A 15,190-nucleotide genomic window follows, 5' to 3' on the forward strand; every position below is an offset into this window, starting at 1 on the left:
GAGGTGCGGGCTTCTTTTTTTGTTTTTCCTGGATGCGTCAGCCCGCCCCGTTACCCATGGTAATGGTGGTGGTAATAATTGTGGTGTTCAGGCTGTGATTACGCATTCAGATTTATTTTCTGTCTGTCATTGATTGTCCGTCTGGTTCTAAGAAGTAAATCAAAGCGCACATCAAGTCAACGGTTTTATCCTTTGTGCAAAAAAAACTCGCCATGTTTAGCGTGTGATTGCAGGAAAAAAACCTGGCGAATCGTTTGGTATCGTGCGCTTAATTAACATCTGTCACTAAATAGTTACGCATTCCCCGAGGATTTCTCTGCGAGTTTTTTTTCCACATCATGTAACAGGCGATGCAGCATTGCACTGTCGCGCTGTTCCAGCAAACCAATACGCTGATTAATCCAGTCTGACATTTTGATGTCGTCGCTGACATCCAGTTGCTGGAGTAGCTGCGTCAGACGCTGGCGCAACGCATGCAATTGCTGCGCATCGGCAAGCGGCGTAACGGGTGCTGTGACCTGGTTAAGGGCCGCTAACTGATAACAGTACACCATCACCGCCTGCCCGAGATTTAATGAAGGATAGTCCTGCGCCATAGGGATCCCGGTGAGCAGGTCAACCTGATCCAGTTCCTCGTTGGTCAGCCCACTGTCTTCGCGACCAAACACCAGCGCCATGCTGTTTACCCACTGCCGCTTTTCAAGCAACCGGGCTTCAACCTGCTGGGGCGTGGCGTAGTAACGGAACCTGGCACGACTGCGCGCGGTGGTGGCGACGGAAAAATCAATATCCGCCAGCGCATCAGCCAGCGTAGCAAATGTTTTCACGTTATCCAGGATGTCCCCCGCGCCGTGCGCCACACGGCGTGCAGCCGGGTCCTGCCAGGCATCGCTGGCGACAATGCGCAGTTCACTAAAACCCATGGTTTTCATGGCACGGGCCGCTGCGCCGATATTTTCCGGCCGGGCGGGCGAGACGAGGATAAGAGGAAAAAGCATGATCATTCCATCAGTAAATGTAGACGGTGCAGTGTAACATGTAGCGTGATATTAAGAGGTATAAGCTTTGAGGTTAACACCCTGAAATACATGTTAAAACACGTTAAAAAAAGCCATTGCGTCCTTTTTTACCATAAAGTGCACATTATCAGAAACTTCAAAATAAAAGCCTTTCAATTCAGCCCCCTGTGATAGTAAGTTTCTAACATCCCGTTTTGTGCTGTGCTGTGCCTGTCGGTACAAAAATGACGTGTAATCGCCTTCTGCGTCAATTTTTCGGGATGTTTTTCACAGAAATGTTAACGTGCTACAATTGCATTTGATATAAGTCAACGAAGCGTTGTTTTTATGCTTAGCAGTTGTTGTTATTGCTGTTAGGTTGCTGTTAAGACAGTTAGTATATGTTTCAATTTATTATTCCGCAGGGCATGGAATTGTCGTTACGGCTGGCTGAGCGAACACGGTTGTTGACCTTGATAAAAGCTTATCACAATGACTTTCGTACAACGGTTCAGCAAAGCTTGCCGTTCTCCGCACTGGAGAGCACCTAACCGCTGTACGCCCTGTTTTCAATTTAGTTGGCAAAATTAGGTAGCTAAACATGCAGACCCCGCACATTCTCATCGTTGAAGACGAACTGGTCACGCGTAATACCCTCAAAAGTATTTTTGAGGCGGAAGGTTATGTCGTGTATGAAGCGACCGATGGTGCAGAAATGCATCAGGTATTGACCGACAATGATGTCAACCTGGTTATCATGGACATCAACCTGCCGGGCAAAAACGGCCTGTTACTGGCGCGTGAACTGCGTGAGCAAGCTAATGTGGCATTAATGTTCCTGACAGGACGCGATAACGAAGTTGATAAGATCCTTGGACTGGAAATTGGCGCAGACGACTACATCACGAAGCCATTTAATCCGCGTGAGTTAACTATTCGTGCACGTAATCTGCTGTTACGCACCATGAACTTACCGCTGCCTAATGAAGAGCGTCGTCAGGTCGAGAGCTATAAGTTCAACGGCTGGGAACTGGATATCAACAGCCGTTCATTGATCAATCCCAACGGTGAGCAGTACAAACTGCCGCGCAGTGAGTTCCGCGCCATGCTGCACTTCTGCGAAAATCCCGGCAAAATTCAGACCCGTGCTGATTTGCTGAAAAAAATGACCGGACGCGATCTGAAACCTCACGATCGTACCGTTGACGTCACCATCCGCCGTATTCGTAAACATTTCGAATCCACACCGGATACGCCAGAAATCATCGCTACCATTCACGGTGAAGGCTATCGTTTCTGCGGTGACCTGCAAGAGTAACGGCCTCAAAAAAACGCCCTTTCGGGCGTTTTTATGCGTTAATGCCAGGGCATAATCGGCACGGCACTCAGCGCATTTTTCGGCGAACCATCCACCACCTTATCCGAATACGCCAGGTAGACCAGCGCATTGCGCTTGCTGTCAAAGAAGCGAACAACCTGCAACTTCTTGAAAATCAGTGAAGTACGCTGGCGAAATACAACGTCACCCTGCGCTTTTCCTTTGGCGATCTTATCACTTAACTCAACCGGTCCGGTTTGCTGACAGGAAATAGCGGCGTCAGACGTATCCTCTGCGAGTCCCAGTCCGCCCTTAATCCCGCCCGTTTTCGCCCGACTGATATAGCAGGTTACATTTTTAACATCAGGATCATCGAACGCTTCCACCACAATTTTGTGGTCCGGCCCAAACATCTTAAATACGGTATCGACCGAGCCGATCTCTTCGGCCAGCAGCGAACTGGAAAATAGCAGACCAGCGAAGGTGGCGATCGCAAGACGAGTTATTGTCATGAGTTACCATTGCAAATGTAATAGATGAGCATGTAATGTACTGTCAATTGATACAATAACCAATGCAAAAAGGGTATAAACTCCCGCGTTAGTGAATAGTACAACTACCCCAATCAAAGCCGATCACGTCTTTACGCTATAAGTACTATTATTCGTCGACTTCATTTAGCTGCGCCACCAGAGTATGAGGATGTTTTATGGACCAAGCCGGTATCATTCGCGATTTGCTTGCCTGGCTGGAGAGCCATTTGGATCAACCCCTTTCACTGGATAACGTTTCCATTAAGGCAGGTTATTCTAAATGGCATCTACAACGGATGTTCAAAGATGTCACCGGGCACGCCATCGGCGCTTACATCCGGGCACGGCGTCTTTCTAAAGCCGCCGTCGCGCTTCGCCTGACCAGTCGCCCGATTCTTGATATCGCCTTACAGTATCGGTTCGATTCCCAGCAGACCTTTACGCGTGCCTTTAAAAAGCAGTTTAATCAAACCCCTGCATGGTATCGCCGTTCATCTGACTGGAACTCCTTCGGCATTCGCCCACCGATTCGCCTGGGCAATGACACGCTGCCGGAACACCAGTTCGTTACGCTGCCGGAAACCGTACTGTTTGGTCAGACACAGAGCTACACCTGCACGCTGGAACAAATTTCCAAATATCGTGATGAAATGCGCCTCCACTTCTGGCGGCAGTTTCTGCTGGAAACGGATACGGTGCCGCCAGTGCTTTACGGTCTGCACCAGGTCCGTGCCAGTCATGAAAAGGATGATGAGCAGGAGATTCTGTATACCACGGCGGTGCCTGTGGACAGCGCAACGAATATGCACTCCGGGCAGAACGTCAGCCTGGAAGCAGGCGACTATGTGCAGTTCAACTATGCAGGTCCCCGCGTAGATTTGCAGGAATTTATCCTGTTACTGTATGGCACCTGCATGCCGACACTGGGACTGACTCGCCGTCAGGGCCAGGATATTGAACGTTTTATTACCCATGGCGGAAAGAAACGGACCGAACCCCCAGCAGATATTAAGTGCGAGTATCTGATCCCGATTCGCCGTTAATCGCGTTTGTGATTATGCCGTCGCGATGACGGCATGATCTGTCAACTTACCGCTGAAGTTCGTCCAGCGCGGGCTCGTCAAGATGCGAAATATCTCCCGCCGTTTCGACCACCCAGCCCGCTGCCAGCCAGGCGCTTTGTTGATGATCAACGCGGGAAATCGAACAGTTACGCAGACGAAGACGACGTTCCGCATACGCAGGCAATCCCAGAATGGTGCTCACCAGCACGCCCAGCGCCATACCATGGCTGACAATCAAGGGGCGGCTGCCAGCCGGTAACGCCAGGCAGGCATTCAGGGCATCCTGCATACGCTGCGCCAGTTCTGTCATAGATTCGCCCTGCGGAATACGGCCACCCTCAGTGCCGTTAACCAGCGACGCGCGCCAGCCCTCTTCTTCCGCACTCAACTCGTCCAGCAGGCGTTTTTCCAGCACGCCCATATTCAGTTCGCGCAGGCGGGCGTCAAAGGTGACATCGCAGCCGCAGGCATCGGCAATGATTTCTGCCGTACGTCGGGTACGTCCTAAGTCGCTGGAAATGATATGGGTGATACCTGCGTGTTTAATCCGTTCACCGACCTGACGGGCCTGGTGCTCGCCTTTTGCCGTCAGCGGACTGTCGGAGTGCCCTTGAATGCGGCGTTCTGCATTCCATACCGTTTCACCGTGACGAACAAGATAGACCTGTAGCATGCGTAGTTTCCGTTATACTGCGACCAAAATCGCCTTTATTACCTGAGGGTTCAATTAATTATGTACCATGTCGTCGCAGCTACCACCAATCCAGCGAAGATTCGTGCGATTGCTCAGGCATTCAACGACGTTTTCGGCGAGGGATCCTGCCATACAGAAGGGGTGGAGGTCGAGAGCGGCGTGGCAGCACAGCCCCTCTCTAACCTTGAAACCCGCACCGGCGCACGTCAGCGCGTCATGAATGCCCGTCAGGTTCGCCCGGAAGCCGATTTTTGGGTCGCGATTGAAGCAGGCATTGAAGAAGAGAGCGCGTTTGCCTGGATAGTGGTGGAAAACCACAAGCAGCGGGGTGAATCACGTTCAGCCAGCTTTACGCTGCCGCCGCCCGTGATGGCGGGTTTACGTGAAGGCCGTGAACTGGGCGACGAGATGGCGCGCCTGACCGGCATAGAAAACATTAAACACAAAGGCGGTGCGATAGGCACGTTAACCCATGGTCTGCTCAGCCGCTCCAGTGTGTATCATCAGGCGTTAATTCTGGCGCTCTGCCCGTTTACACATCCTTATTACGCGTAATCGACTCCGGGTGGCGCAGTTGGGCCTCCAGCCAGCGCTTGAGTGCGGGAGGCGCCTCTTTCAGGCTGTTCGATCCCCGGGTGATGGTCGCGATGCCGACGCCAAGCTCATTTTTCAACTCACGCTGGCTCATGTCGCCGTTCAGCAGCGATTCGATGATACGCAGACGTGTGCCAAAGGCTTCACGCTCATCGGGCGTCATCATGAGTTGCAGGAGCGGTAACGCATGCTGGTCGGCAAACGCCTGCTGAATCAGATCAACAAAACGTAGCCAGTTCGACTCCGCAGCCTGTTCAGTTTCGGGTGGCACAGCAGGTTGGTTCATGAGAGGGCTTCCGTACTCACTAAAGAGTACGGAAGCTTAACACAGCTAGTAACGGCGATTCCACTCAGCATCTGACAGGATCTTGTCAGGCTGGCCCAGGAAGTAGCGATAGTAGGCATCATAAGCCAGCACATTCTTCACGTAACCCCGCGTTTCGGAAAACGGAATGGTTTCGATGAAGGCGACGGCACTCAGATTGCCCGCGGTGCTGTTTTGCCAGGTCCGTACGCGACCGGGCCCGGCGTTGTAGGCCGCCGAGGCGAAGATCCGGTTCTTATCAAACTGCTGATAGACATAATCCAGATACTGCGTGCCAATCTGGATATTGGTTTGCGGATCGAACAGCTGAGACGGATTCACATAGCCAGGAATGCTAAACATCTTCACGGTATGCGTGGCGGTGGCGGGCATAATTTGCATCAGGCCACTCGCACCGACCGGGGAACGCGCTTTCGGGTTCCACGCACTTTCCTGACGGGAAATCGCCATCGCATAGCTCTGCGGAATGGTTTTCCCCTGTGTGTTCTGCTTATAAAGATCCTGCCATGCCAGCGGGAAACGTTCTTTCAGGCTGTCCCACATTTTTGCGGTGATGGTGGCCTGTACGCTGAGATCCCACCAGTCCTGCTCGCTTGCGTAACGCGCCAGCATCTGCTGCTGGACATGGGTTTTGCTGTTAATCAGGTTGGCCCATTCGCTTCGCGCCAGATTATCCAGCCCCCAGTACATCAGCTCGCGTACCCGGGCCAGCTCGGGCCCCTGTATCGTGGCGCTGTCGGGTTTCGGTGCGGCATCTACCTGCAGAGGATAATTCACGCCCAGACGCTGTGCAGCCACCATCGGGTAAAAGCCGCGTGACGTCATCAGTTTGCGCAGAATCTCATCGGCTTCTTCTTTGCGATCTTTGGAATAGAGCAGATCGGCCTGCCAGTATTGCCATTCGTCTTTCTCTTTCGCTTCTACCGGCAGACGGGCAATCCAGGTATTCAGGCCACGACGGTCATTTTCACTCAGCGCCAGGCGGACGCGCCGCTCCAGCAAGGCAGTTGATTCGCTGTTCATCACCACCGCATCGCGCCAGCGCGCTTGCTCAGAAGTCAGATCGCTGCCCATCATGCGCCAGACCACAATCTCCTTCAGCGCCTGTTCATCCTCCGGCCCCATTTTTTGCGCCCGGACCAGTTCGGGAATCATGCTGCGGGCATTTTCCATATCGGCACGCGCCACACGGGCGAAGGCAAAGATAGTGGCCTGGCGCGTAAAGTCGGTGGCGCCAACGCCGTTGGCAAAAGTCGTTACGGACTGGGGATCTTTCTGCAGCGTCAGTAAGGCATCCGACATCGTCTTATAATCAGCGGGCAGCATCTTCGCCAGATAGCTGACCAGGCTGTCATTGCCCGCTTTCATCGCCAGACGAATGCGCTCCAGCACCGTAATAGGCGAGAGCTGCCCTGAGGCCTGCCAGACTGAAAACAGCTTGTCACAGTCATTCGGCAAGGCGGTGCCGCGCAGCCAAATCGCTTTTGCGCCCGCAAAGGCCGCCTGCTGCTGACCGGTAGACCATTTTGCATAATACCAGTTGCAGCGCGCCTGCACCGGCGTCGGTTCATCCGGGCTGAAATTCAGTACGCCTTGCCAGTCCTGACGATGGGCCAGCACGTTCACAAACCGTGTTTTCAGCGACCGTGCCGGGGGCAAGGTGGGGTACTTTTGAATGAAGTTCTGCACCGCCAGGCTGGTTTCCTGATCGAGATCCTGCGCCAGCAAACGGTATTCTAAGTAGGGATAAAGCGGATAATCCTGCAGCGTCGGTAACAGTTGATCGACTGTCGCCATCTGGTTACTGTCCCACGCCTGTTTAATCTGTTGATATCGTTGCCGTTGTTGATCAAGCGAATCAGCCCATGCGCTGCCGGCCATGCTCACCAGGCAGATCCCTATCATCCCGTTACGCCATTTCTCCACGTAAATCTCCTCTGTTGCTGGGCCCTGGCAGGGTGCCAGACGTTATTCATGCTAACCAGGGGAAGCCACTCTTGCCATGTTCTTCACAAAATTTACCTTTGCGCAGGCGTGGCGCACCGCGATATCACACGTTCTGCGCTACCGTTGTGCATTTTATCATCACATAAACTTATGGCATGCCGCTTTATCTCTTTGATTCATCAAGTTAAAAATCTGGCACAGCCTTTGCTTTGTTGAATGCCATCTTGTATACCAGTTGGAATTTATTGCATGGCTTCAACATCTGGCTTGACCCTTAGCGAATGGCAGCAACGCGCCCGGCTGCACCCACAGCAGCTTCACACGTTGCTGGCAACCCACCTGGCGGAACAGGAACCCAGTGATAATGCCTGGATCTGTCTTGCCAGTCCGGCGCAACTCGAAGCACAAATCACGCCGCTTCTGGCACGCTATCAGCAGGATCCCGACGCGCTTCCTTTGTTCGGTGTGCCGTTCGCGGTCAAAGACAATATTGATGTCGCAGGCTGGCCGACCACCGCCGCCTGCCCGGCGTTTAGCTACACCGCTGAAGAGGATGCCTTTGTGGTGGCGCGCCTGAAAGCAGCAGGTGCGGTGGTCATCGGCAAAACCAACCTTGATCAGTTTGCAACCGGCCTGGTGGGCACAAGGTCACCTTATGGCGCGGTGTGTAATACCTTCGATCCGGATTTTGTCAGTGGCGGATCCAGTTCCGGATCAGCCTCGGTACTGGCCCGTGGCCTGGTGGGTTTCTCACTCGGCACTGACACCGCCGGGTCAGGTCGGGTGCCGGCAGGGTTTAACAATATTGTCGGCCTGAAACCGACAAAGGGCTGGTTCTCTGCCCGTGGTGTGGTCCCGGCCTGTCGCCTGAACGATACGATTTCGGTGTTTGCGCTGACGGTTGAAGACGCCTTTACCGTGGCCAGCCTGGCCGGTGGCTACGACGAGAAAGACGCCTATTCGCGCGTGAATCCCCGTACGGCCCCAGCAGGCATGAAAGCCCGTCCTGATTTCGCCATTCCGGCTACACCGGAATTTTACGATGATACCGCCGCCGAAGCCGCCTGGGATGCCGCGCTCAGCGCACTGAAGGCGACCGGCGCGACGTTGCATCCCATTGACTTTACCCCTTTCCGCCAGCTCGCCGAGCAGCTTTATCAGGGTCCGTGGGTCGCCGAGCGCACCGTCACCGTAGGCGAGATGCTTAACCAGCCAGAGAACATGGATCCGGTGGTCCACGGCATTGTGGCGAATGGCCTGAAGTACAGCGCCGTAGATGCCTGGCAGGCCGAATATCAGCGTGCCGAACTGGCCCGGCACATTCAGCAGGTTCTGGCCTCGTTTGATGCGCTGGTGGTGCCCACCTCGCCCACCATTTACACGCTGGACGAAATGCAGCAGGAGCCGGTGCTGTATAACGCGCATTTTGGCACTTATACCAACTTCACTAATCTGGCCGATCTTGCTGCAATGGCCCTGCCCGCCCCGTTCAGAAACGACGACCTGCCGGCGGGCATTACGCTCATCGCTCCCGCCTGGCATGACCGCGCGCTGGCGCAGTTTGGCCTGCGCTGGCAGCAGGCTCTGGCCCTGCCTCTCGGCGCAACCGGCCTGCCACTGCCGCCCTCCCCGATGGCGCTTCCTCCATCCCACGATCATGTTCGGGTGGCCGTCGTCGGCGCACACCTGACCGGGATGCCCCTTAATTTCCAGCTCACCACGCGCCAGGCCGTTCTGGTGGAAGAGACGCAGACCGCCAGCCAGTATCGTCTGTTTGCCTTATTAGAGGGTCCGATTAAGAAACCCGGCCTGATGCGCACAGAACAGGGGGCGGCCATTACCGTTGAACTCTGGGATATCCCGCTGGCGCGCTTCGGTGAGTTTGTGGCGGAAATCCCTGCCCCACTGGGCATTGGCAATCTGACGCTTGCCGATGGACGTGTGGTGAAAGGCTTTATTTGTGAAGGTGCCGCGCTAACCGGCGCGCTGGAAATCACTGAATTTGGCGGCTGGCGTAACTGGCTTGCCTCGCCTGGGAGTAACTAATTATGTTCAGCACAGTCCTGATTGCTAACCGGGGTGAAATTGCCTGTCGCGCCATCCGCACGCTGAAACGTCTGGGCATTAAAAGCGTGGCCGTGTTTTCCGATGCCGACCGCAACGCACAGCATGTGAAAGAGGCGGATATCGCCGTGGGTCTGGGCGGCGGCAAAGCCAGTGACAGCTATCTGCGCATCGACAAAATTCTGGCGGCGGCGCAGGAAACGGGCGCCCAGGCGGTCTGGCCCGGCTATGGTTTTCTGTCAGAAAGTCTGCCCTTTGCTGCCGCCTGTGAAGAGGCCGGTATCGTGTTTGTCGGTCCCACGGCTGCGCAAATTGGTGAGTTTGGGCTGAAACATCGCGCCCGTGAGTTAGCCGCGCAGGCCGGAGTACCGATGACGCCAGGCACGCCGCTGCTCAACACACTTGATGACGCCCTCAGCGCAGCCGAATCCATCGGTTATCCGGTGATGTTAAAAAGCACGGCAGGCGGCGGAGGCATTGGGCTGACGCGCTGTGCCGACGCCGGGGCACTGCGCAATGCCTGGGAGAGCGTCCGTCGACTGGGCGAACAATTCTTTAGTGACGCAGGCGTTTTCCTCGAACGCTGTATCGATCATGCCCGCCACGTGGAAGTGCAGATCTTCGGTGATGGCAAGGGCACCGTGGTGGCGCTGGGTGAGCGCGACTGTTCGCTGCAACGCCGCAACCAGAAAGTGGTGGAGGAAACCCCCGCGCCCTGCCTGCCCGCGGCCACGCGCGCGGCGTTGCTTGCCTCAGCCGTTCGGCTGGGTGAGGTAGTCAATTACCGCAGCGCGGGGACCGTGGAATACATTTATGATGCACAGCAGGACGCCTTCTATTTCCTGGAAGTGAATACCCGCCTGCAGGTTGAGCATCCGGTCACCGAATGCGTCACCGGCCTCGACCTGGTGGAATGCATGTTGCGCGTCGCCGCTGACGAAGCGATCGACTGGCCGCGCCTGCAGCAGGCACCGCAGGGCGCGTCGATTGAAGTCCGTTTGTACGCCGAAGATCCGTTAAAAAACTTCCAGCCCAGCCCCGGCGTGCTCACGCATGTCAGTTTTCCTGACGATGTCCGTGTGGACAGTTGGGTGACGACCGGCAGCGAGGTTTCCAGCTATTACGATCCGATGATCGCCAAGCTCATCGTCCATGCGGACACGCGAGAGGCGGCGCTGGAAAAACTGCAATGCGCACTGAACGCCACACAACTGCACGGTATCGCCACCAATCTTGATTATCTGCGGCAGGTCGTGGCCACCGAGGCGTTCCGTAGCGGCAAGGTCTGGACACGTTTTCTGGACAGCTTTACGCCCGCGGCAGCCGTGGTCGAAGTGCTGCAGGCGGGCACGTTCAGCTCCATCCAGGACGTGCCGGGCCGGCTGGGTTACTGGAATATCGGCGTACCGCCGTCAGGGCCGATGGATGATTATGCCTTCCGCCTTGCCAACCGCATCGTCGGAAATCACGAGTCGGCGGCCGGGCTGGAATTTACCCTGCAGGGCCCAACGCTGCGCTTTCATTGCGCGGCGACCCTTGCTCTCACAGGGGCAGACTGCGGTGCCACGCTGGATGGCATCCCTGTCAGCAACTGGCAGCCGATAACGGTCAATGCTGGCCAAACGCTGACACTGGGTCGCGCCCAGCGCGGTTGCCGCTGTTATCTGGCTATCCGTAACGGCTTTGATGTCCCGGAATACCTTGGCAGTCGTTCCACCTTTTCTCTGGGCCAGTTTGGCGGGCACGCCGGTCGCACGCTTCGGGTTGCCGATATGCTGCCAGTCTCACAACCGTCACTGGCAGCCTGCACCACGCCCGCGCCGGTCAGCGCTCCGCAGGCACTCAGCCCGGCGCTGATCCCAACGTACACCAGCGAATGGCACATTGGTGTCCTGTACGGACCGCACGGCGCACCTGACTTTTTCACCCAGGCCGCCATCGATGAATTCTTTGCCAGCGACTGGCAGGTTCACTACAACTCCAACCGCCTTGGTGTACGTCTGGTCGGGCCTAAACCGACCTGGACGCGCGCTAACGGCGGTGAAGCGGGCCTGCATCCGTCTAACGTGCACGACTGTGAATACGCGATTGGCGCGATCAACTTCACCGGTGACTTTCCGGTCATCCTGACCCACGACGGTCCCAGCCTCGGCGGCTTTGTCTGCCCGGTGACGATAGCCAAAGCCGAACTGTGGAAGGTCGGCCAGGTCAAACCGGGCGATAAAATTCGCTTCCATCCCATCAGCGTCGAAGAAGCCGTCGCGCTGGAAAATGCCCGGTTGCAGGTCATCGCCACGTTGCGTCCGCACACGGCGCAGACGTTTGACGTACCGTCGCTGGCTGACAACCGCTTTGGCTCCGCTACCTTGCTCGCCGCCGTTGCCGCCACCGACACCACACCGCAGGCGGTATATCGTCAGGCCGGCGATAAATACATTCTGATCGAATATGGCGACAACGTGCTGGATCTGGCGCTCCGCCTCCGTGTTCATCTGCTGATGGCGTCGCTGCGTGAGCGACCGGTTGACGGCATCGAAGAGCTCTCCCCCGGCGTGCGTTCACTGCAAATTCGCTATGACAGCCTTACCCTGTCGCAGTCCCAGTTAATGTCCGAGCTGCTGGCCCGGGAAGCCATGCTCGGTGATGTCAGCACGCTGAAAGTGCCCTCTCGCATTGTCTGGATGCCGATGGCGTTTGAAGACAGCGCTACGCTCGGTGCCGTCGAACGTTATAAAGAAACCGTGCGCGCCAGCGCGCCCTGGCTACCCAATAACGTCGATTTTATTCAACGTATCAATGGATTATCCGATCGTGAACAGGTTCGCGATACGCTGTTCAATGCCAGCTACCTGATTTTGGGCCTGGGCGATGTTTATCTGGGTGCACCCTGCGCGGTGCCGATTGATCCTCGCCATCGCCTGCTCAGCTCCAAGTACAGTCCGGCCCGTACCTTTACCGCAGAGGGCACCGTCGGCATCGGCGGCATGTACATGTGCATTTACGGCATGGACTCTCCCGGCGGTTACCAGCTGGTCGGCCGTACGTTACCCATCTGGAACACCTTCCTGAAAAACCCGCAGTTCGGTGCCGGTGAGCCCTGGCTCCTGCGCTTCTTCGATCAGGTGCGCTTCTATCCGGTGAGCGAAGAGGAACTGGCGCAACTTCGTGATGATTTCCGCGAGGGCCGTGCTGCGCTGCGTATCGAAGAAACTGAATTCGATTTTGCCGCTCACCAGGCGTTTCTGGCGGCGAACGCCGACGACATTGCGGCGTTTCGCCAGCGCCAGGCCGCGGCATTTGAGCAGGAGGTTCGGCTCTGGTCGCAGGAGGAGCCGGAAGCCCCCGCTTCCACTGAGGCCGAGTCAGACGCGCCCGCTGAGGATAACAGCGCGCAGGCTGTACAGGCAGATATGAACGGCAACATCTGGAAAGTGCTGGTGCAGGCGGGCGAGACGGTGAGCGCCGGACAAACGCTGGTGATTGTTGAGGCAATGAAAATGGAACTGGCCATTACGGCTCCCTGCGCGGGTCGGGTGAAACGCGTGGCCTGTCAGGCCGGCCGCCCTGTCAGCCCTGGCGACACGCTGCTTTGGCTGGAATAAGGAGCGCCGATGACGACCCGATCAACACGAAGCAAAGCCCGCCCGGAAGCACTGGCAGAACGGGTTTACCAGGCACTGAAAAACGACATTTTTGAGTTCCGCCTGATGCCCGGCGACCGCTTCAGCGAAAGTGAGATTGCAGAGCGCATGGCGGTCAGCCGCACTCCGGTTCGCCAGGCCCTGTTCTGGCTGGAGAGTGAAGGCTATGTCGACGTGTGGTTTCGCAGCGGCTGGCAGGTGAAAGCCTTTGATTTTGCCTACTTCGAAGAGCTGTACGATTTGCGTACCGTCCTGGAGTGCGAGGCGGTCACGCGCCTGTGTGCGTTGCCGCCGACCCAATGCGCCGACCGACTACGCGAGCTGTATCAGTTCTGGTGCGAAGCCGCGCAGGTAGAAGATGGCAAACGGGTTTCACAGCATGATGAGGCGTTTCATATGACGCTGGTCGCCGCTGCGGGCAATGCGGAAATGGCGCGGATCCATGCCGAGCTGACAGAGAAAATCCGCATTATCCGGCGACTTGATTTTACCCGGGAAGATCGTATCGCGGCGACCTATCGCGAACACGCACATATTTTGCGAGCCATTTTATTGCAAGAGACCCGCGACGCCCGCCAGATCCTGACCGGGCACATTGCCGTCAGTAAAGCGGAGGTCAGAAAAATCACGCTACACATGCTCCAGCAGGCCCGGCTTCAACCCATTGAATAACGTATCCATACCATTAGGGGTTTACCATCGATGAAAAGACGTTCATTGCTTAAAGCTTTTGCTCTCTCAGCTACCGTCGCGGGCATGGGGTTCGCCTGGAGCGCTCAGGCGGCTGACACCATCAAAGTAGGCATCATGCACTCCCTTTCCGGCACCATGGCCATTTCTGAAACGCCACTTAAAGATGTCGCCCTGATGACCATCGATGAAATTAACGCCAAAGGCGGCGTGCTGGGGAAAAAACTGGAGCCCGTAGTGGTGGATCCGGCCTCAAACTGGCCGCTGTTCGCCGAGAAAGCCCGGCAACTGCTGACCCAGGACAAAGTGGCTGTGGTGTTTGGTTGCTGGACCTCGGTATCGCGCAAATCCGTGCTGCCGGTCTTTGAAGAACTGAATGGCCTGCTCTTCTATCCGGTGCAGTACGAAGGTGAAGAGATGTCGCCGAACGTCTTTTATACCGGTGCAGCACCAAACCAGCAGGCGATTCCGGCGGTGGAATACCTGATGAGCCAGGATGGCGGCGGGGCCAAACGTTTCTTCCTGCTGGGAACAGATTATGTTTATCCCCGCACCACCAACAAGATTTTACGCGCCTTCCTGCATTCAAAAGGCGTGCAGGATAAAGATATCGAGGAAGTGTACACCCCGTTTGGCTACAGCGATTACCAGACCATCGTCTCTAATATCAAGACGTTCGCCGCTGGCGGCAAAACCGCGGTGGTCTCCACCATCAATGGCGATTCCAACGTACCGTTCTACAAGGAACTGGCTAACCAGGGCATCAAAGCCACCGATATCCCGGTCGTAGCCTTCTCGGTGGGTGAAGAGGAACTTCGTGGGATTGATACTAAACCGCTGGTCGGTCAGCTGGCAGCCTGGAACTATTTTGAATCCTTAGATAACCCGACCAACGCGAAATTTGTTGCCGACTATCGGGCTTATGCAAAAGCGCACAATCTGCCGAATGCCAGCACCGTGGTAACCAATGACCCGATGGAAGCCACCTACGTAGGCATTCATATGTGGGCGCAGGCCGTCGAGAAAGCCGGTACGACCAATGTGGATAAAGTGCGTGCGGCCATGGCCGGTCAGACCTTTAAGGCCCCGGACGGGTTTACCCTGACGATGGATCAGACCAACCACCATCTGCACAAACCCGTGATGATTGGCGAAGTTGAAGAAAACGGTCAGTTTAACGTGGTCTGGCAGACGGACAAACCGGTACGTGCCCAGCCCTGGAGCCCGTATATTCCCGGCAATGATAAAAAACCGGATCATCCCGTGAAAACGACGCAGTAAAACTCAGACCGCCCTCGCGCTGGCTGTGAGGGCGGCCGTCA

Annotated in this window: 13 protein-coding genes and 1 other annotated feature (1 of these 14 running past the window's edge); of the genes, 7 read left to right on the forward strand and 6 right to left on the reverse strand. The window is 56.0% G+C overall.

What is annotated here, in order from left to right; all coding sequences use genetic code 11:
* Window positions 1-99, reverse strand: a sequence feature (Thr leader region); it reaches 21 nt to the left of the window's first position.
* A complete protein-coding gene (thrL, locus tag C1N58_RS14640; RefSeq protein WP_071988721.1) occupies window positions 38-106 on the reverse strand; it encodes a thr operon leader peptide in 69 nt (22 codons plus the stop codon). It overlaps the preceding feature by 62 nt.
* A 187-nt stretch (window positions 107-293) precedes the next feature.
* Window positions 294-998 (reverse strand): tRNA/rRNA methyltransferase, encoded by a 705-nt coding sequence (locus C1N58_RS14645; RefSeq protein WP_006117621.1) that lies wholly within the window; start codon window positions 996-998, stop codon window positions 294-296.
* 601 nt (window positions 999-1,599) lie between these two features.
* Here C1N58_RS14645 and arcA point away from each other — a divergent pair.
* A complete protein-coding gene (gene arcA / locus C1N58_RS14650; RefSeq protein WP_006117620.1) occupies window positions 1,600-2,316 on the forward strand; it encodes a two-component system response regulator ArcA in 717 nt (238 codons plus the stop codon).
* Window positions 2,317-2,354: 38 nt separating this feature from the next.
* Here the strand turns inward: arcA and creA are convergent, their stop codons facing one another.
* A complete protein-coding gene (gene creA / locus C1N58_RS14655; protein ID WP_006117619.1) occupies window positions 2,355-2,828 on the reverse strand; it encodes a protein CreA in 474 nt (157 codons plus the stop codon).
* Between the two features lie 197 nt (window positions 2,829-3,025).
* Between creA and robA the strand changes: the two genes are divergently transcribed.
* Window positions 3,026-3,892 (forward strand): MDR efflux pump AcrAB transcriptional activator RobA, encoded by an 867-nt coding sequence (gene robA, locus C1N58_RS14660; RefSeq protein WP_006117617.1) that lies wholly within the window; start codon window positions 3,026-3,028, stop codon window positions 3,890-3,892.
* 46 nt (window positions 3,893-3,938) lie between these two features.
* Here the strand turns inward: robA and gpmB are convergent, their stop codons facing one another.
* Entirely contained in the window at window positions 3,939-4,586 is a 648-nt protein-coding gene (gene gpmB, locus C1N58_RS14665; protein WP_033740218.1) for a 2,3-diphosphoglycerate-dependent phosphoglycerate mutase GpmB, read from the reverse strand.
* Window positions 4,587-4,646: 60 nt separating this feature from the next.
* Between gpmB and yjjX the strand changes: the two genes are divergently transcribed.
* The gene (yjjX, locus tag C1N58_RS14670) at window positions 4,647-5,162 is read left to right on the forward strand and encodes an inosine/xanthosine triphosphatase (protein WP_006117615.1); all 516 of its coding nucleotides are present in this window, start codon (window positions 4,647-4,649) and stop codon (window positions 5,160-5,162) included.
* On the opposite strand, the gene trpR is transcribed toward yjjX, so the two are convergent.
* Both trpR and sltY read right to left on the reverse strand, forming a co-directional pair.
* Window positions 5,140-5,487, reverse strand: a complete 348-nt coding sequence (trpR, locus tag C1N58_RS14675) for a trp operon repressor (RefSeq protein ID WP_033740217.1) — start codon at window positions 5,485-5,487, stop codon at window positions 5,140-5,142. The two genes, yjjX and trpR, sit on opposite strands and share 23 nt — an antisense overlap.
* A gap of 45 nt (window positions 5,488-5,532) precedes the next feature.
* On the reverse strand, window positions 5,533-7,452 hold the full coding sequence (sltY, locus tag C1N58_RS14680; RefSeq protein WP_394564274.1) for a murein transglycosylase: 1,920 nt from the start codon (window positions 7,450-7,452) through the stop codon (window positions 5,533-5,535).
* Between the two features lie 270 nt (window positions 7,453-7,722).
* Between sltY and atzF the strand changes: the two genes are divergently transcribed.
* The 4 genes from atzF to urtA are packed head-to-tail and all read left to right on the forward strand — an operon-like array spanning window position 7,723 to window position 15,149.
* Window positions 7,723-9,519 (forward strand): allophanate hydrolase, encoded by a 1,797-nt coding sequence (atzF, locus tag C1N58_RS14685; protein WP_394564275.1) that lies wholly within the window; start codon window positions 7,723-7,725, stop codon window positions 9,517-9,519.
* Between the two features lie 2 nt (window positions 9,520-9,521).
* Window positions 9,522-13,139 (forward strand): urea carboxylase, encoded by a 3,618-nt coding sequence (gene uca, locus C1N58_RS14690; protein WP_394549915.1) that lies wholly within the window; start codon window positions 9,522-9,524, stop codon window positions 13,137-13,139.
* Window positions 13,140-13,148: 9 nt separating this feature from the next.
* Window positions 13,149-13,850: a GntR family transcriptional regulator gene (locus C1N58_RS14695; protein WP_394564276.1), complete on the forward strand. Its 702-nt coding sequence runs from the start codon at window positions 13,149-13,151 to the stop codon at window positions 13,848-13,850.
* Between the two features lie 30 nt (window positions 13,851-13,880).
* Window positions 13,881-15,149 carry an urea ABC transporter substrate-binding protein gene (gene urtA / locus C1N58_RS14700; protein WP_033740212.1) on the forward strand — a complete coding sequence of 423 codons (1,269 nt, stop codon included), beginning with the start codon at window positions 13,881-13,883 and terminating at the stop codon, window positions 15,147-15,149.
* Window positions 15,150-15,190 lie beyond the last annotated feature (41 nt).

This window comes from Pantoea sp. SGAir0180, from assembly GCF_043546245.1.

Bases quoted from the DNA above. Each gene is read 5' to 3' on its own strand.
- trpR (WP_033740217.1), bottom strand. From the start codon at position 5,487: ATGAACCAACCTGCTGTGCCACCCGAAACTGAACAGGCTGCGGAGTCG.
- yjjX (WP_006117615.1), top strand. From the start codon at position 4,647: ATGTACCATGTCGTCGCAGCTACCACCAATCCAGCGAAGATTCGTGCG.
- gpmB (WP_033740218.1), bottom strand. From the start codon at position 4,586: ATGCTACAGGTCTATCTTGTTCGTCACGGTGAAACGGTATGGAATGCA.
- uca (WP_394549915.1), top strand. From the start codon at position 9,522: ATGTTCAGCACAGTCCTGATTGCTAACCGGGGTGAAATTGCCTGTCGC.
- atzF (WP_394564275.1), top strand. From the start codon at position 7,723: ATGGCTTCAACATCTGGCTTGACCCTTAGCGAATGGCAGCAACGCGCC.
- creA (WP_006117619.1), bottom strand. From the start codon at position 2,828: ATGACAATAACTCGTCTTGCGATCGCCACCTTCGCTGGTCTGCTATTT.
- robA (WP_006117617.1), top strand. From the start codon at position 3,026: ATGGACCAAGCCGGTATCATTCGCGATTTGCTTGCCTGGCTGGAGAGC.
- urtA (WP_033740212.1), top strand. From the start codon at position 13,881: ATGAAAAGACGTTCATTGCTTAAAGCTTTTGCTCTCTCAGCTACCGTC.
- arcA (WP_006117620.1), top strand. From the start codon at position 1,600: ATGCAGACCCCGCACATTCTCATCGTTGAAGACGAACTGGTCACGCGT.
- C1N58_RS14695 (WP_394564276.1), top strand. From the start codon at position 13,149: ATGACGACCCGATCAACACGAAGCAAAGCCCGCCCGGAAGCACTGGCA.
- C1N58_RS14645 (WP_006117621.1), bottom strand. From the start codon at position 998: ATGCTTTTTCCTCTTATCCTCGTCTCGCCCGCCCGGCCGGAAAATATC.